20 protein-coding genes are annotated in these 23,664 nt (G+C 44.3%); 14 read left to right on the forward strand and 6 right to left on the reverse strand.

What is annotated here, in order from left to right; translation table 11 throughout:
* Positions 1-2: 2 nt before the first annotated feature.
* Positions 3-584, reverse strand: coding sequence for a tRNA-uridine aminocarboxypropyltransferase (locus tag MHN09_RS02290; protein ID WP_239238884.1), 582 nt, complete (start codon positions 582-584; stop codon positions 3-5).
* A 79-nt stretch (positions 585-663) separates the two neighbouring features.
* Here MHN09_RS02290 and MHN09_RS02295 point away from each other — a divergent pair, with 79 nt between their 5' ends.
* The 3 genes from MHN09_RS02295 to MHN09_RS02305 all read left to right on the forward strand — a co-directional run bounded on the left by MHN09_RS02295 (position 664) and on the right by MHN09_RS02305 (position 3,261).
* A complete protein-coding gene (locus MHN09_RS02295) occupies positions 664-1,002 on the forward strand; it encodes an MGMT family protein (protein WP_239238887.1) in 339 nt (112 codons plus the stop codon).
* Between the two features lie 67 nt (positions 1,003-1,069).
* Entirely contained in the window at positions 1,070-2,269 is a 1,200-nt protein-coding gene (locus MHN09_RS02300; protein WP_075177149.1) for an HD-GYP domain-containing protein, read from the forward strand.
* Between the two features lie 350 nt (positions 2,270-2,619).
* A complete protein-coding gene (locus tag MHN09_RS02305; RefSeq protein ID WP_014951442.1) occupies positions 2,620-3,261 on the forward strand; it encodes an OmpA family protein in 642 nt (213 codons plus the stop codon).
* Between the two features lie 51 nt (positions 3,262-3,312).
* Here MHN09_RS02305 and MHN09_RS02310 read toward each other — a convergent pair whose 3' ends face one another.
* Positions 3,313-3,780, reverse strand: coding sequence for a nuclear transport factor 2 family protein (locus MHN09_RS02310; protein WP_014977834.1), 468 nt, complete (start codon positions 3,778-3,780; stop codon positions 3,313-3,315).
* 201 nt (positions 3,781-3,981) lie between these two features.
* On the opposite strand from MHN09_RS02310, the gene MHN09_RS02315 reads away from it, so the two are divergent.
* Positions 3,982-5,151, forward strand: a complete 1,170-nt coding sequence (locus MHN09_RS02315) for a heparan-alpha-glucosaminide N-acetyltransferase domain-containing protein (protein WP_239238890.1) — start codon at positions 3,982-3,984, stop codon at positions 5,149-5,151.
* 140 nt (positions 5,152-5,291) lie between these two features.
* On the opposite strand, the gene MHN09_RS02320 is transcribed toward MHN09_RS02315, so the two are convergent.
* The 3 genes from MHN09_RS02320 to MHN09_RS02330 are packed head-to-tail and all read right to left on the reverse strand — an operon-like array spanning position 5,292 to position 9,301.
* Positions 5,292-6,293 carry a LacI family DNA-binding transcriptional regulator gene (locus tag MHN09_RS02320; protein ID WP_239238893.1) on the reverse strand — a complete coding sequence of 334 codons (1,002 nt, stop codon included), beginning with the start codon at positions 6,291-6,293 and terminating at the stop codon, positions 5,292-5,294.
* Positions 6,294-6,338: 45 nt separating this feature from the next.
* The gene (locus tag MHN09_RS02325) at positions 6,339-7,946 is read right to left on the reverse strand and encodes an MFS transporter (RefSeq protein ID WP_239238896.1); all 1,608 of its coding nucleotides are present in this window, start codon (positions 7,944-7,946) and stop codon (positions 6,339-6,341) included.
* A 17-nt stretch (positions 7,947-7,963) separates the two neighbouring features.
* Complete coding sequence (locus MHN09_RS02330; RefSeq protein WP_239238898.1) at positions 7,964-9,301, reverse strand: GH1 family beta-glucosidase; 1,338 nt, start codon at positions 9,299-9,301, stop codon at positions 7,964-7,966.
* A 525-nt stretch (positions 9,302-9,826) separates the two neighbouring features.
* Here MHN09_RS02330 and MHN09_RS02335 point away from each other — a divergent pair.
* The 5 genes from MHN09_RS02335 (at position 9,827) to MHN09_RS02355 (ending at position 17,960) form a co-directional block, all read left to right on the forward strand.
* Positions 9,827-12,757, forward strand: a complete 2,931-nt coding sequence (locus MHN09_RS02335) for a TonB-dependent receptor (RefSeq protein WP_014977831.1) — start codon at positions 9,827-9,829, stop codon at positions 12,755-12,757.
* Between the two features lie 143 nt (positions 12,758-12,900).
* On the forward strand, positions 12,901-14,574 hold the full coding sequence (locus MHN09_RS02340) for a tryptophan halogenase family protein (RefSeq protein ID WP_239238900.1): 1,674 nt from the start codon (positions 12,901-12,903) through the stop codon (positions 14,572-14,574).
* The gene (locus MHN09_RS02345) at positions 14,552-16,057 is read left to right on the forward strand and encodes a tryptophan halogenase family protein (RefSeq protein ID WP_239238902.1); all 1,506 of its coding nucleotides are present in this window, start codon (positions 14,552-14,554) and stop codon (positions 16,055-16,057) included. The genes MHN09_RS02340 and MHN09_RS02345 overlap by 23 nt, the downstream gene beginning before the upstream one ends.
* A gap of 294 nt (positions 16,058-16,351) precedes the next feature.
* Positions 16,352-17,689 carry a HipA domain-containing protein gene (locus MHN09_RS02350; protein WP_049586395.1) on the forward strand — a complete coding sequence of 446 codons (1,338 nt, stop codon included), beginning with the start codon at positions 16,352-16,354 and terminating at the stop codon, positions 17,687-17,689.
* Positions 17,679-17,960 carry a helix-turn-helix transcriptional regulator gene (locus MHN09_RS02355; protein ID WP_231514345.1) on the forward strand — a complete coding sequence of 94 codons (282 nt, stop codon included), beginning with the start codon at positions 17,679-17,681 and terminating at the stop codon, positions 17,958-17,960. The genes MHN09_RS02350 and MHN09_RS02355 overlap by 11 nt, the downstream gene beginning before the upstream one ends.
* A gap of 297 nt (positions 17,961-18,257) precedes the next feature.
* Here MHN09_RS02355 and MHN09_RS02360 read toward each other — a convergent pair whose 3' ends face one another.
* Positions 18,258-18,491 carry a hypothetical protein gene (locus MHN09_RS02360; protein WP_049586398.1) on the reverse strand — a complete coding sequence of 78 codons (234 nt, stop codon included), beginning with the start codon at positions 18,489-18,491 and terminating at the stop codon, positions 18,258-18,260.
* Between the two features lie 433 nt (positions 18,492-18,924).
* On the opposite strand from MHN09_RS02360, the gene MHN09_RS02365 reads away from it, so the two are divergent.
* The 5 genes from MHN09_RS02365 to MHN09_RS02385 are packed head-to-tail and all read left to right on the forward strand — an operon-like array spanning position 18,925 to position 23,664.
* Complete coding sequence (locus MHN09_RS02365) at positions 18,925-19,215, forward strand: CRISPR-associated protein Cas2 (protein ID WP_239238904.1); 291 nt, start codon at positions 18,925-18,927, stop codon at positions 19,213-19,215.
* Positions 19,216-19,272: 57 nt separating this feature from the next.
* Positions 19,273-19,872 carry a restriction endonuclease subunit S gene (locus MHN09_RS02370; protein ID WP_239238906.1) on the forward strand — a complete coding sequence of 200 codons (600 nt, stop codon included), beginning with the start codon at positions 19,273-19,275 and terminating at the stop codon, positions 19,870-19,872.
* 2 nt (positions 19,873-19,874) lie between these two features.
* Complete coding sequence (locus MHN09_RS02375) at positions 19,875-21,419, forward strand: type I restriction-modification system subunit M (protein ID WP_239238908.1); 1,545 nt, start codon at positions 19,875-19,877, stop codon at positions 21,417-21,419.
* Complete coding sequence (locus tag MHN09_RS02380; RefSeq protein ID WP_239238910.1) at positions 21,409-22,569, forward strand: restriction endonuclease subunit S; 1,161 nt, start codon at positions 21,409-21,411, stop codon at positions 22,567-22,569. The genes MHN09_RS02375 and MHN09_RS02380 overlap by 11 nt, the downstream gene beginning before the upstream one ends.
* Positions 22,570-22,578: 9 nt before the next feature.
* On the forward strand, positions 22,579-23,664 hold the full coding sequence (locus tag MHN09_RS02385; protein ID WP_239238912.1) for an SIR2 family protein: 1,086 nt from the start codon (positions 22,579-22,581) through the stop codon (positions 23,662-23,664).

Consider the following 23,664-nt stretch of genomic DNA (forward strand, 5'->3'; position numbering starts at 1 on the left):
CGCTACAAATGCCTTCTATGTGACATAGGGCCTTGCCACTTATCTTGTAAGGCTGTCTGTGCTCTGTAAAGCTCAGAAACGTCGATTTGATTTAAGCACTGTAGTGCATAAGCTGTTGCTTCTAGCGTGGAAAGTGCATTGCTTAATGTTGTATGACGAATAGCATAGTTAGAAGTGGGTGCAGAAATGAAGTGAAACGCTGGTAACTTTGTTAACCATGGGTTCTGTTTAACTAAACCAAATGCTTGTTTCCAACTTCCATCTATTAGAATTAGCGTTGTGATCTCAGAACGTGCAACGGCATCGACATTTTCTATCGGTGTACTGCATTCACTTGGGTAAACAAGCACTGAATGTCGACGTGAGCAGTGTTCGGATAGGGATTGCATAGCGACGACATCATTAGCAAGTATGATTCGCGTCGAAGGAATACACAATGAAACTAAGCGCGCCGTATTCTTGGCGTGAAGTGCTTCTTTTTCGTGTTGAATTATCACAATCTCTAACGATGTATCTACTGTGTTAATGTGAGAGCAAATACAGGTTTTTTGAGGATATCCACAGTGTTCACAATAAAGGCGCATAACTGAATTTCTTTATTCTCTTTTGAACGTTTATCGCACTTATTAACTAAGTAACTTAATAGATAGGATAATATACAACATGCCAAATGAAGCAATACAATCTCGAGTAGAGAAAACGCTTTCTTTAGTGCCTGAGGGACAGGTAATAAGTTACGCCTTGCTCGCTGACCTGTGTGGATTACCCGGCAGAGCTAGAATGATGGGAAAGTGTTTAAGAGAGATAAATGCTGACTGCCACTGGCATCGCGTACTACGTGCAGACGGTAAAATTGCTTTTCCTGCTGGCTCTGATAAAGCGGATGAGCAGCGAGAGCGATTAGCAGAGGAAGGTGTGGTCGTTAAAAACTACCGAGTGAATATGACGAAGTTTGGTTGGAAGCCAGATTTACACACTATACTAGTAGAGTTAGAGTACTGAGCTTTCACTTTTTATATGAAAGCAGTTAGCAAATATACGGCGATTAATATAGTGCAGTGCATATAAGATGATAAAAAAGATTACTATTGATCAGTTAGTGCCAGGCATGTTTGTTCATCAAATTTTAGAGCAAAAAGGTGCGTTGAGGGTTACGAGCCAAGGCCGCGTTACGTCTGATGACGTGGTTAAAACACTTAGAAAGCGAGGTGTGAAAACCCTCGCCATTGATACAGATAAGGCGTTTAACGTTGAGCAACCTAGCTCATCGGCCACTGTGGAAAAGCACCAAAACTCGCCTTCTGATCAGCCGGTAAAATCAAAAAAAGTATCACTAGAAAATGAGCTGGTAAGAGCCGCAAAGCTTCACGAGCAAGGAAAGGCAATTCAAAAGTTGTTACTTGCCAATGTACAAAAAGAGACGCCTTTTGATGCGAGTATTCCCAAAGCATTTTCAAACAAGTTGGTAGAGTCGGTAGATAGAAACCCCGATGCGTTGCTTTGTCTGACTAAAATTCGAGAAAAAGACGACTATTTACTAGAGCATTCTCTGAACGTTGCTATTTTACTCGCCAATTTTGGCAAGTATTTAGGGATGTCTGAAGAAGAGGTGCAAGACCTTTCCTATGCTGGCTTTCTACACGACTTGGGCAAAATCAAAATTCCAGATGAAATTCTTCATAAGCCAGGCCGCCTTACGGACAGCGAAATGGAGATCATGAAAGGTCATGTAAAGCACGGGGTCGACTATTTAAAAAGTACGGAAATTGCGCAGCCACTGATTCAAGCGATTAGTGAGCATCATGAGCGATTGGATGGATTAGGCTACCCTGCTGGGACCAAAGGTGAGGATATTAGCCAAGCGGGCCGAATGCTTGCCATTGCCGATATGTACGATGCACTCACCGCGGACCGGGTGTATAAGGCCGGTATGTCTAGCCAAAAGGCATTCTCTATTTTGATGAGTGATGCGCCAACGCGTCTTGACCAGTCACTTGTTCAACAGTTTATAAAGTGTCTGGGCGTTTATCCCGTAGGGAGCCTAGTTCTATTATCAAATGATAAATTAGCGATGGTGCTTGAACAGAGAGACTCCCCGCTTACGCCACTCGTAAAGGTTTTTTATTCGGTTCGCAGTAACCACTATCTAACGCCGAAAGATGTTGACCTATCATCGGATAAAACAATCAGTATCAACAAAGCCGTCATAGCGTCTGACTATAAGATTGATGTGAACGCATTTTTTGAGCGTTCAGTTTCAATAGGCTAAAACGTTACTTTTTAGCAACACAGTGTAGTATTTACACTGTGTACCAACGCATCTTTTCTTCTTTATTCCAACGTTCATTTAGCTAACGTTCAGGTTTGATGTCCTACAATCCTCTAAACATGAAGTGCTGTAGTGCCTTTGAGTGCTGATTTTTAGGAAAAGTTAAGCAGGAAACGAACTAGTGGCGCTCAGATACTCGTTATTGCTTACATACAGAATATTTGCCAGTGGAACGCTAATTGCTATCACTGTAGTTGTTTAATGCAAAACTAACACTGAGCTTATTGAGAGTGGCAATGGATAAATGCAACTCATCAATATTGAGCTTTTAATTGAAATAAGAGGAAGTTATGAAAAAGACTCTTGCTGTAAGTTTGATTGCTGCGTCACTAACGGTAGCAGGTTGCGCAACTGATCCGAATAATACGCAAAAAGGTGCCGCTATTGGTGCGGTAGTAGGCGCATTGCTGGGTAAAGCGACAGGTGATAACGACAAAAGTCGTTATGCGTGGGGCGCTGCGGTAGGTGCAATCGCAGGTGGTGCGATAGGTAACTACATGGACAAACAGGAAGAAGAGCTTCGAAATGAGCTTTCTGATACCGGCGTTCAAGTTGTGCGAGAAGGCGATAATCTGCGATTGATCATGCCGGGCGACATTACCTTTGCTACTGACAGTTCTAGCATCAGCCCTAACTTCAATCCGGTTCTTCAAGACGTTGCCAAAGTCGTAAACAATTACGAAAAAACCGTTCTTATGATCAAAGGTCATACGGATGACACTGGCTCTGAGCAGTACAACCAGTCTTTATCTGAGCGTCGTGCAGGAGCGGTTAAGAATTTACTTATTAACTATTCCGTTAACCCGACGCGTATCACGACGGTAGGTATGGGCGAATACGCACCTAAAGTACCTAACAATAGTGCAGCAAACCGCTCGATGAACCGTCGAGTAGAGATGGAAATTCAACCACTCACACAGTCTAATACCTAAAGGTAGTTAAGACCTAAAGAGAAACAAAGGCCCCGTTACGTCGGGGCTTTTTTATTGCATGGTTTTAATTTGATTAGCAACGCTATCTGCAAGCGCGTTGGGGATAGGGATCGTTAAATGGTATTGGGTTACTTTCCACTTCGCTCCCTCTTTTATTAAGACACCCGTGCCTCGTGTTTCTCCCAGGCTTTCATTATCGAGCAGTTCATCGAACCAGGCTACATCGTGATTAGGGGAAAAATAGATATGCCTGTCTCGCGGGTGGTATGTCCATCCTCTGCCCTTGTCAAAGTGAGGTTTGGCATACGCCTTAAACGCTTCTTTGGTCCATACCTCAGATGCGTCGGTGCCAATAAAGATCGCGCTGTCGTGATACAAACCAAAATACTGCTCAAAGTCTGCAATAGACGCATTGTGATGTAGAGCATTAAGTGTCTGATTCACTGCGTCGCGGTCGTTGTTCGCAACGGCCGTCGTCGCAACAGCAAGCATGACCAGACCTAACAATAGATATTTCATAGTGACTCCGTTTTTCTTCTAGTATTTCTTATTATGCTGTTGAACGCATCATTAGTATATTCGAAGCAAATAATTGCCACTGTTTACTGCAATGTTATAGCATTGGGTTAATCGTTTAACTATCGATGCTGTGAGTGGCTAAAACTACCGTTAAATTCTGAACGAAGTTGTGTTGATAGCAAATATTTCCTCCTTGATGTAATGGCTAAAATGTCTTCTAGTATTCAACGAAACCGTATTCGAAGCATCGATATGATGCGTGGCTTGGTCATGCTGATTATGCTTATCGATCACGTGCGAGAGCGCTTTTTTCTGCATTTGCAGGTATCCGATCCTATGGATATCGATACCACGTCACCTTCTCTATTTTTCACACGATTAGCCGCCCATTACTGTGCACCCACATTTGTGTTTTTGACGGGGCTGTCTGCATGGCTCTATGCCAATCCAATGGACTCAGCGAATAAGGCCAAGCCGACACGCAATGTCAGAGAGTTCTTAATTAAGCGTGGATTGTTTATTCTGTTCTTAGAGGTCACATTTATTACGTTTAGCTGGGGGGCGAGTTTCCAAACGCTTTATCTTCAGGTGATGTGGGCCATAGGTATCAGCATGATTGCTCTGGCTGTATTGAGTTATCTTCCAAGAACTCTGTTGCTCATTTTAGGCCTCTTAATTGTCTTTGGACATAATGCACTAACGCCAATTAGCTATGTTCCACATGAAACAGGCTATACGCTTTGGACGATGCTGCACGATAGAGGATATATACTTCAGTCAGCCGCCCTAAACATTAAAGTGAGTTATCCCGTGCTTCCTTGGATAGGGGTAATACTGCTCGGTTATGCATGTGGGCCCCTTTACAGTCAACAGCTTGATAAAGCGCGACGCGGTCGGTGGTTGCTTGGTTTATTTACAGTGTCGCTCAGCCTATTTTTCCTACTTCGCGGTTTAAATATTTATGGTGAGACCTTGCCTTGGGAGCTACAACAAAGTGCCATCACTACGTTGATGTCATTACTTAATTTGACCAAATACCCCCCATCTTTAGCATTTTTGCTCTTTACGCTGGCCGGCATGTTTCTATTGTTGTTTGCTTTCGAGCGCGTTAAGGATACGCAGTTTGCGTTTCTCGACACCTTTGGCTCGGTCCCGATGTTTTTCTACATCCTGCATTTGTACGTATTGCTGGTGATGTACGGTATTGCATTCTTTATTTGGGGGGCGAATAAAGGAAAATACGTGGGCGTAGACCATATTTATCAAATATGGTTAATAGCTGCTGGCCTTAGTTTAGTGCTTTATTTCCCTGTTAAATGGTTTAGCGCCTATAAATCAAAGCACCACGCCCCTTGGCTTAAATACTTGTAAGACAGGCCTTCGCGTCTATTGTGGGTCGTATCATCATTAAGGTGGATAGCAAAGTGCGCTATTGGGAGCGAAAGGCACTTAATTGAAAGTTTTAATTAAGAGTTTAGATGAAAGTCGGTTTTCGACTTACCAGCTTGGCTTCATCCTTCATGTTTTACCGTAGATTCCCGAACAACCAAGGAAGGTTCGAAATACAGCTGAACGTTATTAGCCTGACCATATACTTTATTAAGAATGTACTTGGCTGACATTTCAGCCATTTCCGCAATTGGGTTACTCACCGTGGTAAGACGAGGAAAAACATGGTGGGCAAATACCACGTCATCGAAACCGACCACAGACAAGTCATGGGGAAGGCTCATGCCTAAATCTCTCGCGCAGCTTATCGCACCCGATGCCATCCAATCGTTGGCGCACACTAAAGCCGTGAAAGGCACATCGCGCGCCATGAGCTCTAACAAGCCAATCTTCCCGTCTTCTTCAGAATAGTCGCCGTTAAATATCAACTGTGGGTTTATGGGCAACCCTGCTTCCGACAAGGCGCGTTTATGTCCTTCCAAGCGCAAGCTCGCGTCACGCTTGTCAGTCGGTCCAGAAATATATGCAATGTCCTTATGGCCTAGCTCGAGTAAGTGGCGTGTAGCCAGATATCCACCCTTTTCATTATCGAGGCTAGTGCATGCCTCAGGTAGCCCTTCCACCTGTCTGTTAACCAAAGCAACGGGAAGTTTCGACTGGTTTAACTCCAATAAATACTCATCGGATAATGCTTCTGCATGCATGATGAGTGCATCGCAGTTACGGCTAATAAGAAACTCTACCGCATCTTTCTCTGTTTCTAGGCAATTCCGTCCTACCGAAATAATGACATGTTTATCTGCAGCGCGCAGCGTTGACTCTACAGCTTGCATCAGATCGCCAAAAAACGGGGCGTTGAGTTCAGGTACAAGTACCCCGACGCTGTCAGTGCGGTTATTTGCCAATGAACGAGCGACAGAGTTTGGACGGTAATTTAGCTCTTTAACCGCTTTCTCTACGCGTTCTTTCAGTACTTTGTTTACCGAAGCCTTACCATTTAATACGCGGGATACCGTAGATAAAGAAACACCTGCACGCTCGGCAACTTGATAAATGGTGGGCACGTGATAAGACCTCGTTCTCTAAAACAATCACTCTAACTGACTGTATTATGCCGATATCGGCGGTTGTTCGCTACGTCGAGAGAGTAAAGCTTGTGTAACTTCTTTTTGTTTTTCGTCATTTAATGGGTACAGACAGATTAACGCCGCGCCAGCAAAGCCAAATAGCGCCGGTATCCAACTCATTAAAGACTTCATACCCGGAAGCGTTTGATTAATTGTATTGATATCAAGACCGTTATAGCCATAGCTTCCTAATACCAACAAGACGAGCGCCCCTGCGAAGCCTCCCCCTGTTTTTTGAACAAAAGAGCCTGCAGAGTAGACGAGTCCGGTGGCTCTTCGACCTGTCTTATATTCGCTGTAGTCTGCCGAGTCTCCTAGCATAGAGAAAAATAAGGTAGGCAATATGGCTGCAAAAAACTCTGCACTGCAACCTAGAATGAATATGGCGCTCACGCTTTTCTGAGGAACAAAATAAATGCCAGAGGTCAATACGCTACTTGCTAACAGCGCGATAATAAAGAGCTTCTTGCGACCAAACATAGCGGCTAATTTGGACGTTGCTAATGCGCCGAAAATCGACACCACCAGCAGTGAAATGAAAAAGTAGCCTGTGAGTAGCTCATTGCCCATGTAATATTTGAAATAGTAGGCAATAACGCCATATTTGATGCCATTAAACATCATGGTTAGAAAACCCATTCCTAACAAAATTAGCCAGGGTTTGTTGGAAAGCAGGTCGATAATATCCTGCTGAGAACGGGTGTTCTCGGCTTCCGGTCGGCGAGTTAACCGTTTAATTGCAATAGTAGTAAGCGCTATAACAATAATGAAGATTGCCCCAGTTAAAACGTCTCGATAATAAAAGAAGGCGGTTATTGCTAAAAGAGGAACTAGAATTAACGGTAGTTGCTTTCCCAAGTCGATGAGTTCAGATGTTAGTGAACGAGGAGCGGGCGCTACTTGGGTACCTGTCTCTGTTTTTGGAGAGTCGAGTTTAGTGTCTTGAGGCTTTGAAAGCTGCTGCAACGTAACGCGCTCTTTCGTGGTAAAAACTGTTACACACATTAATATGACAAGCAACGTGGCAAACAACCACATGGTATATTGATATCCTACAGCAGTGTTCCCTTGGCCTAGCAAGTCCACCAGCATAGGCAAACATCCCATAACAAGCAGTCCACCAAAGAATGCCCCAGCAAAACGAAAGCCAGACAAACTTGTACGCTCTCTATCATCACTGGTCATCACGCCCATTAGCGCTGAGTACGGTACATTATTAACCGTATACGCTAAGGTTAGTCCGATGTAGGTCAGGTAAGCGTAAATGAGTTTGCCTGAATACGAGAGATCAGGTGTGGTAAAGCAAAGGATCATGAAAAGGCCAAGAAAAGGAGTGGAGCCTAATATCCAAGGGCGAAACTTTCCCATCTTAGTCTGGGTTCTGTCAGCAATCATTCCCATGATAATATCGGTCACACCGTCAGAGAGACGAACGACAAGAAATAGCATCGCAGCTGCAGCGGCTGTAATACCGAAAGTATCGGTATAAAATACCGCCAAATATGCAAGTGCGCCCCGCCAAACTAAATTAGCCGCAGCGTCTCCCATGCCATAACCCACTTTTTCTTTTAATGTCAGCTTATGGTTCATTGCTATTTCCACTGTTGTTATGTTCGACTTGCTATGAGCGCTTTATAAGCATTGGCGCTAAGTTTAAGCGTACGCTTTTGCGTTTCAAAATCCACATAAACTAGCCCAAATCGCTTTTCATATCCTTCCGCCCACTCGAAGTTATCAAGGAGGCTCCATGCGAAGTAACCACTCACTTCTACTCCATCAATCACTGCGTTGTGTACCATGTTTAAATGGGCATTGTAGTAATCAACCCGATCCACATCATTAACAAGACCATCTTTGAATTCGTCTGCCATTGCAGCACCATTTTCAGTTATAAAAATGGGAGGGAGCGTATATCGTTCGTTTAATGAAGTAAGTAAATCATAAAGCGCTTTTGGATAGATTTCCCAACCAATATCGGTCAATGGACCTTGATGAGGATGCTCGAAATACAATGCGCCTTTCTCTTTGGGCGCAGAATAGTGTAATCGCGTGTAGAAATTTACCCCTAAGAAATCGATGGGCTGACAGATTGTCTCCATATCACCAGCTTCAACTGGTGGTCTATCCGCTTCGTCTATATCAAATAACACTTCGGGGTAGCTTCCCTCCATTACGGGCTGCATATACCATTGGTTGATATAGTCATCTGCTTTGCGGGTGGCTAAGAGGTCTTCTTTCTTTTGTGTAGCGGGGTAGCATGGCGTAAAATTCAATACTATACCGGCTTCGCTATTTGGGACATTTTTTCTAAGCACCTTCATCCCAAGGCCGTGTGCTAGCAAAATGTGATGAGCCGCAGTTCTTCCGTATTTTCTACCCGTTCTGCCCGGGGCGTGTACGCCTATTTCATACCCTAAATAAGCACTGCAAAAAGGTTCATTGAACGTTGCATAGGAAAAAACGGACTCGCCTAACGCCCGCGTTATTTTGTCAACATAGTCTTCAAATGCAAAAGCAGTTTGTCGGTAAAGCCACCCACCTTTATCTTCCAGGTGCTGCGGGAGATCCCAGTGATAAAGGGTAACAAATGGCTTAATGCCTTTTTCATTTAACGCATCAACTAGCGTTTTATAAAAGGCAACGCCTTTTGGGTTTAGCTCACCTTCTTGAGTGATAACGCGCGGCCAAGAAATAGAGAAACGGTAAGCGTCTACATTTAAGTCTAACAAAATGTCGAAATCTTCTCTCCAGCGAGCAATATGATCACAGGCGACATCGCCATTGGAGTGATCAGCAATGGCTGAAGGCCGTTCACAAAATCTATCCCAAATACATTCGAGACGGTTGTCGACATCCCCTTCTATCTGAAAACTTGACGTGGCAGTTCCATAAAGAAACGAATTTTTGAGTAAGGGACTGCCTGCGGGAAGCGAAATGCTGTTCATATGTCGATAACCTTTTTCTTACTGCACAAATTCTAAACGGATGCTGGCAGTACAATGAATCTGAAATAACAAAGCGGTTTATAGCACAAATAAAAAACAATTAGAAAGCGCTTTCTCATATTTGTGTCATTTTTACGTTAATGGAATTAAGTGACTGATAATATTTATATGACTAATACCGGAATCTAATAGAGCTTTGGTATTCTTGTAAATTATTGAATGTAATGGTTTTATATTTTTTATGAGGAGTTTGGTGTTCTCCTATATAGTTGTTGTCTGTGAATTAATTGTAAAAAATGTGTTGATCTTAAACTTTTGTTGAATTAATGTTCGGAAAGCGCTTTCTTATGTCTGGGTGTTCTAGTTTCTCTTTGGGAAAGCCCTTTCTGGCAGCGCGTAAGGTTCACAACACACATAAAAGCCACTATTAAAGAGAGATAGACCGTGACACAAACAACACCAAATAAAAGCAAGATCGCAGCAAGTTTGTCATTGATACTCGGGACCGCTTTGAGTAGCGGCGTGATGTCATCTGCGACGGCGCAAGAAACAGAAAAAGACATAGAAGTTATTCAGGTATCAGGCATACGAAGTAGTGTTCAAGAGTCGATGGGTATCAAGCGTGACTCTGCTGGTGTTGTTGATGCCATCTCAGCAGAAGATATTGGTAAATTTCCTGATACCAACTTAGCAGAGTCACTACAGCGTATCACTGGTATTTCAATTAGTCGGAATAATGGTGAAGGAAGCCAAGTCACAGCGCGTGGTTTTGGACCTGACTTCAATATGGTAACGCTGAATGGACGTACGATGCCTGGTTCTGCGTTACCTGGTGGTGGCGGAGCAGCAAATTCTCGCGCCTTCGATTTTTCTGACCTTGCTTCTGAAAGTGTTAGAGCGGTTGAAGTGTACAAAACAGGTAGAGCGAGTATTGCAACTGGGGGGATTGGGGCTACGGTAAATATACGAACAGCACGTCCCTTTCAAGCATCTGACAATGGCATTACCGCAAGTGTAGGCGCAAAAGCACTGCATGATACGACTAACCGTGTAGGTGATGATGTTACGCCTGAAGTATCAGGCTTCATCAATTACCTCAATGATGACAATACCTTTGGCGTTACGTTTACCGGTTCATTCCAACAGCGCGACAGTGCTGCACAAGGTGCGTTTGTGAACGAGTGGCGCGTAAATCCATTTGATGGCACGGTGCCCCAATCACCTGATCCAGCGAACCCAGATAGCGGTGACCCAATTGTGCTGAACAACGCACCAGCCATGGGACAGCTTTTCGCCATTCCCTCAGATTTACGTTATTACATGGCAGACCGAGAGCGTGAAAGAACGAATGCACAGCTAACGTTCCAGTTTGCTCCTTCAGAAAAAATGACGGCCACGCTTGATTACACCTATTCAAAGCAAGACTTATACGAAGCTCGAGCCGAGCAATCGATATGGATGGATGATAGGTACTTCACCGAACTAACCTTTGATGATGAAACGGTAAAAACGCCAGTATTAATCACTCAGGAACGCCGAGATTTGCTACCTCGTGATCTAGGCTTGGCGCTTCAAGAACTAAACCAAGTCAACGAAAACAAATCGATCGGCTTAAACCTTGAGTACTTCGTAAATGACGAGCTAACTCTAGTCTTCGACCTTCATAATTCGACGGCGGAAGGACGCCCAGATGCGCCCTATGGAACGTGGACAAATCTTGGTTTAGGCGCAAACGTAGTTAAAGGGCAAGGTGTCGATTTCAGAGGTGACTTCCCTATTATGTTCGTCGATTTTGACGATGAAGCTCGTGATAATCTTAACGGTAATGGCGTGCTTGACCAAGATGATGTAGGTACATCGATATTGGACATGAATTTCTCGTCGCAAGACACCGAGATTACTCAAGCTCGTCTTGATGGCTCTTACGTTATGGATACCGGAAGCATTAACTTTGGTATTGAGTCACGCTCAATGGAGAGCACATCGCTCCAATCTCTAACCCGCCACACCATGGGCAACTGGGGAATTGAGAACCCGGGTGAGCTTCCTGCTGGTTCTTTAACACCGCTGGATTTGGCGAGTGAGTTTAGCGATTTCAATACTGAGGGGATGTTCTCTCAGGGCTTTACCGGTAGCGTTGCGCAAATTGGTGCATTTGCTGCTCAAGAATACGGTTTTGATTTTCTTGCCAACAACCCGTTTGCAACTAACCGTACTATTGAAGAAGACATAACTGCGGTGTATTTCGAATTGGATTTATCTGGCGAGTTAAACGGCATGGAGTACAACCTGTTGGCAGGTGTACGCTACGAAAATACCGATGTAACTTCAATTGCAAATATAAGTTTACCTAGCGGCATTGCGTGGGAAGGTAATAATGACTTCAACGTCCGTTTTGGAAGCGATATGGAAGATGTTGAAGTTGAATCAAGTTACGACCATGTACTTCCTGCATTAGATTTCGATATCGAAGTTGTTGAAAACATGATTGCGCGATTCTCTTACAGTAAGACAATAGCGCGACCCACGTACAACAACTTGAGCGCCGCTGCGACAGTATCGCCTCAAAGCGGGCCGACAATTCTTACTGACAGCATTACCGCCACCGCGAGTTCAGGTAACCCATCGCTAATACCATTAGAGTCAGACAACCTTGATCTTTCGTTCGAATATTATTTCGATGAGACAAGCTATGTGTCGGTTGGTTTTTACGATAAGCGTGTTAAGAACTTTATCGGTAATGAACAAGTTGAAGAAAATATCTTTGGGTTGAGAGACGTTACCAATGGACCGCGTGCAGAGGCGGCTCGCGCTGAATTAGAGGCGCGTGGTATTCCAATTAATGATACGTCATTGTTTAACATGGTTGCTGCGATGGAAAACGGTATCGAGTATGACTCATTGACTGACGAACAGTTTGAGCAGCAATTCGATGTGCTGCCCAATAGCGAAGATCCGTTGATTACCTTCATTAACTCTAAACCTGTTAACAATAAAGCGGCGAATATTTACGGTTTCGAACTTGCTGCGCAGCACTTCTTTGGTGATAGCGGCTTCGGGGTACTGGCTAACTACACCACAGTGCAAGGTGATATTGGTTTTGATAATGACGCAAATCCATCGATAACTCAGTTTGCCCTTGTGGGACTAAGTGACACAGCAAACCTCATCTTGATGTATGAGAAAGATGCTTTGCAAGCGCGTATTGCCTACAACTGGCGTGATAAGTTCCTTGATACAACCTCTCAGTACATTAATGAGCCGGGCTATACCGAAGACTATTCACAAATAGACTTCAATGTTTCTTACGACATCACTGAAGATCTTACGGTGTCATTTGAAGGGATAAACATCACAGATGAAAATATCCGTAGACACGGCAGAACAAGTGCTATGTTGTGGAAATTAGATGAGCTTGGCGCTCGCTATGCACTGGGAGTTCGCTACAAGTTTTAACGATTGGGGTGTGTTTACCCGCTAAAGTGCTTAGGGTTGCGCTTTAGCGGGTTTTTTTGTCATAGTGCTGTTTGAATAGTAACCAGAAAAACGACTGAACATGTTTGTAGAAGTACAGTGGGGCATATCGTGGTTCTTAACGTATGAGTGATAATGAAAGTCATTGCAGTATGCATCGGGTCGTCATTGTCGGTGGTGGTACGGCTGGGTGGCTTGCAGCAGGGATACTTGCCGCAAAACTAAGCGCGAATCACACCGTTACCTTGATAGAGTCACCCAACATCTCTTCTTTAGGTGTGGGCGAAGGCTCTTGGCCGTCACTGCGCGATACCCTTCTTGATATTGGTATTAGTGAAACGGAATTCTTAACGGTGTGTCATGGTGCTTTCAAGCAAGGCTCCAGCTTTGTTAATTGGCGTAAAGGCGGGCACTGCTATTATCATCCATTTACCGTTCCAACAGGCTACAACGAGCTCGATATTTATACATGTTGGAAATCAATCGCACCAAACACATCGTACGAAGATGCGTTTTCGTTACAAGCCGCCATGTGTGCCGCAGGCAAGGCGCCCAAGCAAATTGCTACGCCGGACTACGCCCATGTGCTCAATTACGGTTACCATTTCGACGCCACAAAACTTGCTGAGCTGTTAAAAAATCATTGCGTAGACAAGTTAAATGTCGCCCATGTCGTTGGTCATGTTGACAGTGTTCACTCTCATCAAAACGGGGATATTGAAAGCGTATCAACAAAGGACGGGAAAAAAATAGTTGGCGATCTATTTATCGACTGCTCTGGCAGCAGCGGCTTGCTTATCAAGGAACACTTTACTATTCCCTGGATACCGGTTAAGCGCACAATGCTCAACGATCGCGCCGTTGCGCTTCAAGTGCCTTATTCAAACGAAGATGCTGAAATAAAAAGTACCACAGTGGCCACTGCACAAACCTGTGGGTGGACGTGGGATATTGCGTTGCAGCACCGCCGAGGTGTAGGCCTAGTTTACTCTTCTCAATTCACAAACGAAGAGCAAGCAAAGCAGGTGCTGATTGACTACGTTCGTGAACGTTACCCTAGTGCACAAGATGCAGAGCTTTCTTTTCGTACACTCTCCTTTGAGCCTGGCTATAGATCACAGTTTTGGGTAAAAAACTGTTTGAGCTTAGGAATGTCTTCGGGGTTTGTTGAACCGCTTGAAGCATCAGCCATTGCCATGGTCGAACTTGGCTTACGTATGCTCTGTGAGGCTTTTCCGCAAAACAAAGCACACATGGAAATAGCCAGTAAGCGCTACAACTCGCGCTTTGCATATCGCTGGCAGCGCGTTATCGACTTTCTAAAACTACATTATGCTTTAAGCGATAGAGAAGGGCCGTATTGGTTAGCGCAAAGAGAGAAGGCGTCTATACCCGATTCTCTCGCTGAATTGCTTGAACTGTGGAAGTATCAAAGCCCTTCACGCTTAGATCTTATCGAGAACGAAGAGATTTTCCCCTCTGCTAGCTATCAGTATGTACTATATGGAATGGGCTTTTCTTCTTCTACATCGCCTTTACGGCTAAATGAAAAGCATAAGCGTAAAGCAGTTCGCATTCGCGAAACCTTACAACAAACTAAAAACGCTTATCTGCAGGGATTGCCGTCTAACAGAGTTTTGCTCAATGATATTGCAAAGCGCTACAACAATGAAAAACAACACGTGCCCTCGCATGCTCAACGTGAAAAGAACGAGCACGCTTCAGCTTCGAGTTGTAATGACATAAAAAATACTTCAGATAAAAAGGACGCCTCTTATGACCGTATTGGGTTTAGATAGCAGTAAAAATCAAACGCCCGTTAAGAACGTAGTCATTGCGGGTGGCGGTACTGCGGGATGGATGGCGGCCACAGCGCTGTCACGGCTTTTGGGTAAGTCAATAAACGTTACGTTAGTCGAGTCGAAAGATATTGGTATTGTAGGTGTGGGCGAGGCGACTATTCCGCCTATTAGAACATTTCACAAGTTGCTTGGCATCGACGAAAAAGCATTTATGCGTGCCACACAAGCTACGTTCAAACTGGGGATTGAGTTTGAAAATTGGCGTGAACAAGGTCACAGCTATATTCATTCTTTTGGTATAACCGGAAGAGAGTGTTGGGCTGGCGAGTTTCACCATTTTTGGCTGAGGGCTAAAGAATACGGATTTGGTGGTGAATTTGGTGATTATTGCCCGGAACTTATTGCCGCTAAACAGAGCAAGTTCGCCACATCAGAAGCCATGCCGCTTAACTTTGCCTATCATTTTGATGCCGTTGCTTACGGTCGATTTTTAAAGTCTCTAGCGTGTGATGCTGGGGTAACTCACAAGGAAGGAGACATAGAAAAGGTCGTAGTATGCCCGCAATCAGGCAACATCCAGTCCCTTCGATTAGCAAGCGATGAAGTCATAGATGGCGACTTTTTCATAGACTGTACAGGCTTTAAAGGGCTGCTTATTGAACAAGCCCTTCACACCGGTTACGACGATTGGCGAAACTATCTTTTCTGCGATAGTGCGGTAGCTATGCAAACTGAGCTTACAGCCCCACCTGTGCCATACACCAAAAGTGTGGCACATCAGGCCGGTTGGCGCTGGCAAATACCTCTTCAAGAACGAATGGGTAATGGATTGGTATTTTGTAGCCGATTTATGAGCGATGAAGACGCCATCAATACACTTAAATCGCAGGTGACAGGCGCGCCCATTAATGAGCCGAGAGTGATTCGTTTTACGCCGGGAAAACGCAGGCGTGGTTGGAATAAAAACTGCGTGGCGCTAGGGCTATCCAGTGGCTTTATTGAGCCTTTAGAGTCGACCAGCATTCATCTAATCATGACTGGCCTCATACGCTTAATGCGCCTATTTCCTTTTGATGGCATCACCCAAAGCGCAATCGACGAATACAATAATAAGTTTGATAGCGAAATGTCGGCCATACTCGATTTTATTGTTATGCATTACAAGGTGACACAGCGCGAGGACAGCCCCTTTTGGCAGCAATGCCAACGCATGGAGATTCCGCCGTCACTTGAGCATAAATTGGCTTTATTTGCCGAGTCTGGCCGCGTATTTTTAGATGACGGAGATATTTTCCGTGTTGATTCCTGGACCCAAGTATTAATGGGCCAAGGCATGACACCAAGCCAGTATCATCGTGTTGCCGATGAGATGAGTGAACAGTCACTAAAGCAGTTTATGGCAGGATTAAAGCAGCAGGTGGATAATCACGTGGCTAAACTCCCCTCGCACGAGGCGTTCTTAACACAGTATCTGAGATGAGTTATTAGAAGCGTTAGTTGTTGGCGGCAGGTGGCGCGTTAACGATGAACCAAGCAGATTCTAACTAAAGAGTTACCAAACACACTGCATCAGCACCATACCCAGCTAGAAGTCTGGGTTTAGTGCTATCTAAATTGGGAAAAACGCATACAAAGTACTGAAATAGATAATCCATTTTGTAGTTTACGGTAGTTTGTTACTGTAAATGATTGCTGCTTTGCAGTTAAACGGTAGAATTGTACCGAAATTCTGCTAATATTTAGTACTTAACGGTAATAAACTACTGGATAAATGATGCAAACAGTCACACTGCAATTATTTAATCAAGGTCAATGGTGGGATGCTGCTACTTTGTGTTTCTCTGATGAGCGGATCAATGCAAGTTGTTCGCTGTACTATGAGCATGAATATATTGTTAAGGTCGCAAGCTATGAGGTCAAAGATTGCTGGGCATGCTCCGTCAATGCACCTATCAGCATTGTTCCTAAAGACTACCCTCATTGGCCAGCTCTATTAGATGATATTTTGCCGGTGGGTAAGTCTCGAGATTGGTGGCTCAGTTATCTTAATGTCAGTCGCTCAGACGAGTTTCAGCAAAATTACGCACTGCTGACTAATGCTTGTATGTCGCCCGTTGGTAACTTAAGAATAAAAGAAGCCGTACCGACAGATGCTAATATCGACTCTCGCCGTTTTCCAATTGAGAACGTGATTTCATTGCAATATGACTTTTTAGAGTATGCTAATGAACAAGGCTCCGCAGTAGGAGGGGCGACAGGAGCTGGTGGTGTTGCCCCAAAACTGCTACTCATGCTTGAAGACGATAATGTTTTCATTGATGGGGACTTTGCAGGTAAGCCGTTGACCGCCACACCTTATTTAACCAAGTTTGCTAGAAATAGACGCTCAGCACGAGATAACAACATCTTAAAAGCTGAGGGCGTTTTTTATAAGGCTCTTTCGGAGATCCTGAAAGGTACCAATGTTTCCACCATCGATGTTGAAAAGTTAAAAACATTAGAAGATAAACAAAGTGGCCAAGCTAGTTTATGGCTACCTCGCTTTGACGTCCGCATAGAAAGTGGTGTGGCTAGTCGTATTGGGTTGGAAAGTATTTATTCAATCATTAATGCCGAACCTGGCAGCTATCAAGATCATTTTGATGTGATGGAGACGGTGTGGCAAAGAATAAAGTCTGCAACTCAAATGACGAAAAACGAATTTGCTAAGCAATATGTTGTGAGAGATTTTCTAAATATTGTCTTCGGTAACTCAGACAATCACGGCCGCAACATTTCATTTTTAAAATTTGACGGCGATATTTGTTTTGCACCTATCTATGATTTTGCTCCTATGAAAGCCGATGAAGAAGGCATAACCCGTTTATTTAAGTGGGGGCGAAGTTGCGAAGTAGGTGGGCACGTTAATTTTTTAATCATTGCAGAGCAGCTTTCAGATTTTTGTGAGCCTGATGAAATGATTTTATTTTTGCGGCAACTGGCAGAAAAACTAATCGACCTGCCTGAGAGGTTGAAAAGATTACATTGCCCAGATGAGATATTAAATTTTCCGGCGATTGGTTTTAGTAACACTAAAACTAAGTTAGTGGCAATGGGAGTCTATGATGGTTAGGTTGACGGGCGAACGACGAAAAGAAATTTTAGCTCAGCTTGAAAGTGATCTTGCGAACAATGTTATCGGCATAGGCGATCTAGTAAAGCAGGTTCGTACCCAACTTTATGGCATGACCCAAACACAGTACGCGAAATTTATTAAGGTGTCTGATAAAACATTGCGCGATATCGAGAAAGGGAATACCGATCCTCGCGTCTCGGTACTAAATAAAATTTTAGCGCCTGGTGGTTTTCAACTTTCTGTTCGATCAGTTCGCCGCGATATATAAAATTATCTTTGAGGTGCATCAACTCATGGGGTTTCATAAAAAATAAAAAAGCCCAGCATGGCTGGGCTTTAGCGGAGGCTTTTGGACTCCAACGGATATTACTCGATATTCTGAATCTGTTTATCGTTTTAATTTTCACAATTCCATGCATGTCAGGGGCTGCAAGGTATTTCTGGCCCGTTTTGAAACCCTTTTACTCACCAGTGTACTCACCATAAAGAAATCGAAAAAATTTATGAAAAAAAATAAAAAAATGGTCAATTTCTAACTGGGAAAGTTGGGATATGGGAAACATAGCTAACTATCTGCGTCAGTACAAACACAAAATGGTGAGCGCAAAGATACATTCACAGACAACAAGTAATCATCACGGGTGATCCAAAATTGTAACTTACTGCCTGCTTTAACCAGGTAGCATTTATCTGTAGTCCGAACGTGTTTAAGAGTGGTACGTTCAATCGGCTTTGCCGACCTTGCTATATCAGCAAATTCTACTTTTTTAGCCCTTTTTATAAAGTCCATAGTTTTCATAGAAGCCCCTTTCGCTATGAGGTTGGTGAGTTTTAGGCGCTTGCCGCCTAAAGGCGCGCCATACCTCATGGCCAACACGCACTACGCAGAGAAAAGCCAGTCAAGCTAGAAATCGCCCGAAGGGTTGCGAAGCAAGGGGGCCCCGCTTGCGGGGTTCCGATTTATGGCTTTACAGGATTTGAACGAAGTGGTTTAGGGCTTTTTAAGTACATAGAAAGTAATGTAATCATCATGCAGTAGAAGAGTTACTGCAAAATAAATATTGACGCGAGCATAAATCTAGGTAACTATTAACCTATCTTGTGCGTAGAGTGTCTACTGTGTTTTTTTGATACTGCATGAGTAAAGTAGGATTGCAGTGACAGGCGGCAACCAGTCACTGCTTTCATTAACCGATAGCTAATAGCAACTTAACTTACGAGGTAAATGAACAATGAAAGTATATCAAATTAACTACGATCTGAGAAATCAACGAAACTACCAGGATCTAATCAGCAAAATTAAGTCTTATGGTACATGGGCAAAACCATTAGAATCATGCTGGTTAATAGCAACAGAACAATCAGCAAGTCAAATTCGCGATACATTGGCTTCAGTAATGGACAAAGATGACGGGTTACTAGTGACAAGACTTCACGGGGAAGCTGCCTGGAGAAGTCTGGATTATGACACTGATAACACAATGACTAATTGGCTTAAAGAGCAGTTGCAGAAAGCAGCTTAAGTAAGTGGCCATGGATGGCTATTACTGCCGTGAGTATCTAATGAACGAGCAATTATAATGAAAACCCTAAATAGCATCGCGAATATCCGTACTGGTTATACCTTCCGCGAAAAAGTTGAGGAAGTGGCAGTAGGTGGCAATGCGTATGTTGTGCAAATAAAAGACGTGCGAAAAATACATCAAGATGGCATTTCATTTAATCTGCCAGTTGTATCTCTCCCTCAAATCAACTGGACAGGGAAAGATAACGCCTTTGTTTCTGCTGGAAGTGTGTTACTTCCGGCCCGAGGCGGCTATTTTAAAGCGTCTTATTTAGTACCTACCGACAGTGCTTCAATGCCAGTAGTAGTGAGTAGTCAGTTTTTGGTGCTGACGCCAACCAAGCATATTCTCGCTGAATTTTTATGTTGGGTTCTCAATCAACCAGCCATGCAACGAGCGCTAATCGAATCAAGTCAGGGCACCAGTATGCCTATGTTAAGGGCTGAAACCCTTAAAAAATTGAAGATCGCCGTTCCTTCGCTAAAAACCCAGCAACATATTATTGAGCTAAATAGACTGTGGGAACACGAACAGCAACTTACCCAAGCATTATTAAAGAATCGTGAAAACATGCTCCAAGGCGTGTTTCAGCAACTATTAAAAGAGACGAATTGAATATGAGCGCAAACGAAAAAATTAACCAAAACAGTATAAATAAAGCGCTTTGGAGTGCCTGTGATACCTTCCGTGGCACCATCAGTGCCGATACTTATAAAGATTTCATCCTGACTATGCTGTTCCTCAAGTACATCTCCGATGTATGGCAAGATCATTACGATGGATATAAGGCCGAGTACGGCGACGAGCCTGAACTCATCGAAGAAATGATGAAAAACGAGCGCTTTGTACTACCCAAAGCTGCAAGCTTCAATACACTCTTTGAGCACCGTCACGAACCTGGTAACGGTGAGCGCATCGACCAGGCATTGCACGCCATTGAAGAAGCCAATGGCACCAAACTAAAAGACGCCGGTAAAAGCGTGTTCCAGGATATCAGTTTTAACACCGACAAACTGGGCGAAGAAAAGCAAAAGAACACCATTCTGCGTCACCTTCTGGAAGACTTTGCCAAGCCAGAGCTAAACCTTAAACCGAGCCGCGTCGGTACGCTGGATGTGATCGGTAACGCCTACGAATACCTGATAAAAAACTTTGCCGCCAGCGGTGGTCAGAAAGCCGGTGAATTTTATACCCCGCCAGAAGTCAGTGACCTGATCGCCGAGTTGTTAGACCCGCAACCGGGCGACAGCATCTGTGATCCGGCTTGTGGTTCTGGCTCGCTGCTGATGAAGTGTGGCCGCAAAGTCGTGTCCAACCACGGTAGCAAGCAATACGCCCTGTACGGACAAGAAGCCATCGGCTCTACCTGGTCGCTGGCTAAAATGAACATGTTTCTGCACGGAGAGGACAACCACAAAATTGAATGGGGCGATACCATCCGTAACCCCAAGCTGCTGGATAAAAACGGCGACTTAATGTTGTTTGATATCGTAACGGCCAATCCCCCTTTCTCTTTGGATAAATGGGGCCACGACGAAGCCGAGCACGACAAATTCAGCCGCTTCCGCCGTGGTGTACCGCCTAAAACCAAAGGCGACTATGCCTTTATCCTGCACATGATTGAAACCCTGAAGCCTGCTTCCCAAGGTAAACCTGGGGGGCGCATGGGCGTGGTTGTACCACACGGGGTGCTATTCCGTGGTTCATCCGAGGGAAAGATTCGTAAACAGTTGATTGACGAAAACCTGCTGGATGCGGTGATTGGTCTGCCAGAGAAGCTGTTTTACGGCACGGGTATTCCAGCGGCAATCCTGATTTTCAACAAAGGTAAAATGAATAATTCTGTAATGTTCATCGACGCCAGCCGTGACTTTAAAGCGGGTAAAAACCAGAACCTGCTGACCGAAGAGAATATCGCCAAAATCGTCGCTACCTATAAGGCTGGTGAAAGCGTTGATAAATACGCCTATGTCGCCAGTCTTGAAGAGATAAAAGAGAACGACTACAACCTGAACATCCCGCGCTATGTCGATACTTTTGAAGAAGAGGAAGAAATTGACCTGATGGCGGTACGTGCTGAACGTGAGCAACTGAAAGCACAGCTGACCGAGCTGGAAACCGAGATGACCAAGTATCTGGAGGAGCTTGGTTATGGTGCCTAACGGATGGGAGGTAAAAGAGCTTCAATTCTTATGTAAGAAAATTGCAGTTGGGTTAGCAATTTCAGTTACGCCTTTTATGAGGACTAGCGGTGTAAAATTGATCAGAAATCAAAACATCAAGCGCAACTATTTCAATAGTGATTCCGTTGTCTACATTGATGAAGTTTTTGCCAATTCAAACAAGTCCAAGAAAGTAAGGCATGGAGACGTTGTTGCAGTAAGAACTGGATCAAACATTGGTGAAGCCTGTGTAGTACCGAAAGATTTTGATGGCGCTTTAACATTCACAACCCTCATAGCAAGACCTAATCCTGAATTGTTGGATTCATTCTACCTGTCAACGCACATAAATTCAGATCGTGGAATTTCCGAAGTAAATCGTTTATGTGCAGGCGGCGGCAAGCCAAACTTGAACTCCGGAGAGCTAAAGCGCTACCGCTTGCTGACCCCTCCACTTGCCGAACAAAAGAAAATCGCCCAAATCTTTACCACCTGGGATAAGGCCATCACCACCACCGAACAACTGCTCGCCAACAGCCAGCAGCAGAAAAAAGCCCTGATGCAACAAATTCTTACCTGCAAGAAGCGCCTATTGGATAAGAATGGGGTTAGGTTTCGTAGGGAGTGGAAGCATGGTCACCTAAGTGATCTTGGTAAAATCACTAAAGGTAAAGCATTAAGCAGCAAAGACCTCATAGTGGGCGACTATCCGGTTATCGCTGGAGGAAAGAGCAGTCCTTACACCCATCGAGATTTCACACACGAGAATGTGATAACCGTTAGTGCAAGCGGTGCGTATGCGGGGTATGTAGCATATCACCCTTATAAACTATGGGCGTCCGATTGCTCTGTCGTCATCGCTAAAGAAAATTCAGATATTGGCTTTATTTATCAACTGATGTCGCATATGCAATCGAAGATTTACTCATTGCAAAGCGGTGGTGCTCAGCCTCATGTTTATCCGAAAGATCTGGAGGTTTTACGTGTAAGTATACCGCCCATTGAAGAACAACAAAAAATCGCCACCGTACTGTGCGCCGCCGACCAGGAAATCTCCGCTCTGCAACAAAAGCTCGATGCCTTAAAGCAAGAGAAAAAAGCCCTGATGCAGGAGTTATTGACGGGTAAACGAAGAGTTTTGGTGAGCTAAGGAGGGCACGTGGAGCTAACAAAGGACGTTGCATATCAAGCGATTGCTGAGTTTTTTACAGACAAGCCGTTTGTATTATTTGGCACAGGAACTTCATGTGCACTTGATCTGAGTTTTGGGATGCCAGCTCTTGAGCGCCACCTTAGAGCCGAGCTTGCTCATGGAATGACCGAAGCACAAGCACAGCAATGGCAGCAAGTGGTCTCTGCTCTTGATGTCGGTAGTCATGATTTTGAATCTGCAATGGACTTCATCAAAGATGAGGCGCTGACCAATCGAATAGTAGAACTTACTGCCAGCTTTGTTGCGCACCACGACAACGATTACGCTCATTCTATTATGTCTGGCTCAAGCGATTGGCCGGCTGGCTCGCTATTGAAAAAGCTGGTTGAAGCTTTGCCGCAGGCTGATAAACAACTTCACGTCGCCACACCAAATTACGATTTGCTGGCTGAATACGCCTTTGTCCGGCACAAGATCCCTTACATTACAGGGTTTCACGGTGGTTTCCTTCGTCGCTACGACTGGGCTGAGGCAAAAAAGTCTGTTCAATCCGTTCAGAAAGGTCTTGGTAAGACAAGGCCGCCATTAAGAATTGTTGAATGCAAACATATCCGACTACACAAGCCGCACGGTTCGTTGAATACATTTGAATGGGAAGCCCAGCTTATTGAATGTAACAGCTGGATACTCAGCAAACCTGACGGCGTTGTACGGGCCATGATCACTCCTGGTACGGCCAAATATCAACGATTACACAAGGACAGAGCACAGTTAGCCGAATATGACACAGCTGTCGGAAACCATACTAGCTTCCTGTTTTTAGGGTTTGGCTTTAACGATTCCCAGCTTGTTAACAACGCATTTAGGCAAAAGCTTGAACAAGACCAATGCCGTGCTTTGGTGATTACTCGGGATTCGAACCCAAGAATTGAAGAGTGGCTAGGCAAGTGTCCGAACATGTGGCTCATCTGCAAACAGGCTGACTCAGACAAAAGCAGGATCTACAACTCAAAATTTGAAAACTGGCTACATATTGATGGCAAGGAATTATGGCGTTTTGACGCTTTTACCAACGAATTTTTAGGAGGGTAA

The organism is Alteromonas sp. MmMcT2-5, assembly GCF_022348315.1.
Lineage (GTDB): Bacteria > Pseudomonadota > Gammaproteobacteria > Enterobacterales > Alteromonadaceae > Alteromonas > Alteromonas macleodii.

Excerpts from the sequence above, each read along its gene's own strand:
- MHN09_RS02290 (WP_239238884.1), bottom strand. The coding sequence starts at position 584 with ATGCGCCTTTATTGTGAACACTGTGGATATCCTCAAAAAACCTGTATT.
- MHN09_RS02295 (WP_239238887.1), top strand. The coding sequence starts at position 664 with ATGCCAAATGAAGCAATACAATCTCGAGTAGAGAAAACGCTTTCTTTA.
- MHN09_RS02300 (WP_075177149.1), top strand. The coding sequence starts at position 1,070 with ATGATAAAAAAGATTACTATTGATCAGTTAGTGCCAGGCATGTTTGTT.
- MHN09_RS02305 (WP_014951442.1), top strand. The coding sequence starts at position 2,620 with ATGAAAAAGACTCTTGCTGTAAGTTTGATTGCTGCGTCACTAACGGTA.
- MHN09_RS02310 (WP_014977834.1), bottom strand. The coding sequence starts at position 3,780 with ATGAAATATCTATTGTTAGGTCTGGTCATGCTTGCTGTTGCGACGACG.
- MHN09_RS02315 (WP_239238890.1), top strand. The coding sequence starts at position 3,982 with ATGGCTAAAATGTCTTCTAGTATTCAACGAAACCGTATTCGAAGCATC.
- MHN09_RS02325 (WP_239238896.1), bottom strand. The coding sequence starts at position 7,946 with ATGAACCATAAGCTGACATTAAAAGAAAAAGTGGGTTATGGCATGGGA.
- MHN09_RS02330 (WP_239238898.1), bottom strand. The coding sequence starts at position 9,301 with ATGAACAGCATTTCGCTTCCCGCAGGCAGTCCCTTACTCAAAAATTCG.
- MHN09_RS02335 (WP_014977831.1), top strand. The coding sequence starts at position 9,827 with ATGTCATCTGCGACGGCGCAAGAAACAGAAAAAGACATAGAAGTTATT.
- MHN09_RS02340 (WP_239238900.1), top strand. The coding sequence starts at position 12,901 with ATGAGTGATAATGAAAGTCATTGCAGTATGCATCGGGTCGTCATTGTC.
- MHN09_RS02345 (WP_239238902.1), top strand. The coding sequence starts at position 14,552 with ATGACCGTATTGGGTTTAGATAGCAGTAAAAATCAAACGCCCGTTAAG.
- MHN09_RS02350 (WP_049586395.1), top strand. The coding sequence starts at position 16,352 with ATGCAAACAGTCACACTGCAATTATTTAATCAAGGTCAATGGTGGGAT.
- MHN09_RS02355 (WP_231514345.1), top strand. The coding sequence starts at position 17,679 with ATGATGGTTAGGTTGACGGGCGAACGACGAAAAGAAATTTTAGCTCAG.
- MHN09_RS02360 (WP_049586398.1), bottom strand. The coding sequence starts at position 18,491 with ATGAAAACTATGGACTTTATAAAAAGGGCTAAAAAAGTAGAATTTGCT.
- MHN09_RS02365 (WP_239238904.1), top strand. The coding sequence starts at position 18,925 with ATGAAAGTATATCAAATTAACTACGATCTGAGAAATCAACGAAACTAC.
- MHN09_RS02370 (WP_239238906.1), top strand. The coding sequence starts at position 19,273 with ATGAAAACCCTAAATAGCATCGCGAATATCCGTACTGGTTATACCTTC.
- MHN09_RS02375 (WP_239238908.1), top strand. The coding sequence starts at position 19,875 with ATGAGCGCAAACGAAAAAATTAACCAAAACAGTATAAATAAAGCGCTT.
- MHN09_RS02380 (WP_239238910.1), top strand. The coding sequence starts at position 21,409 with ATGGTGCCTAACGGATGGGAGGTAAAAGAGCTTCAATTCTTATGTAAG.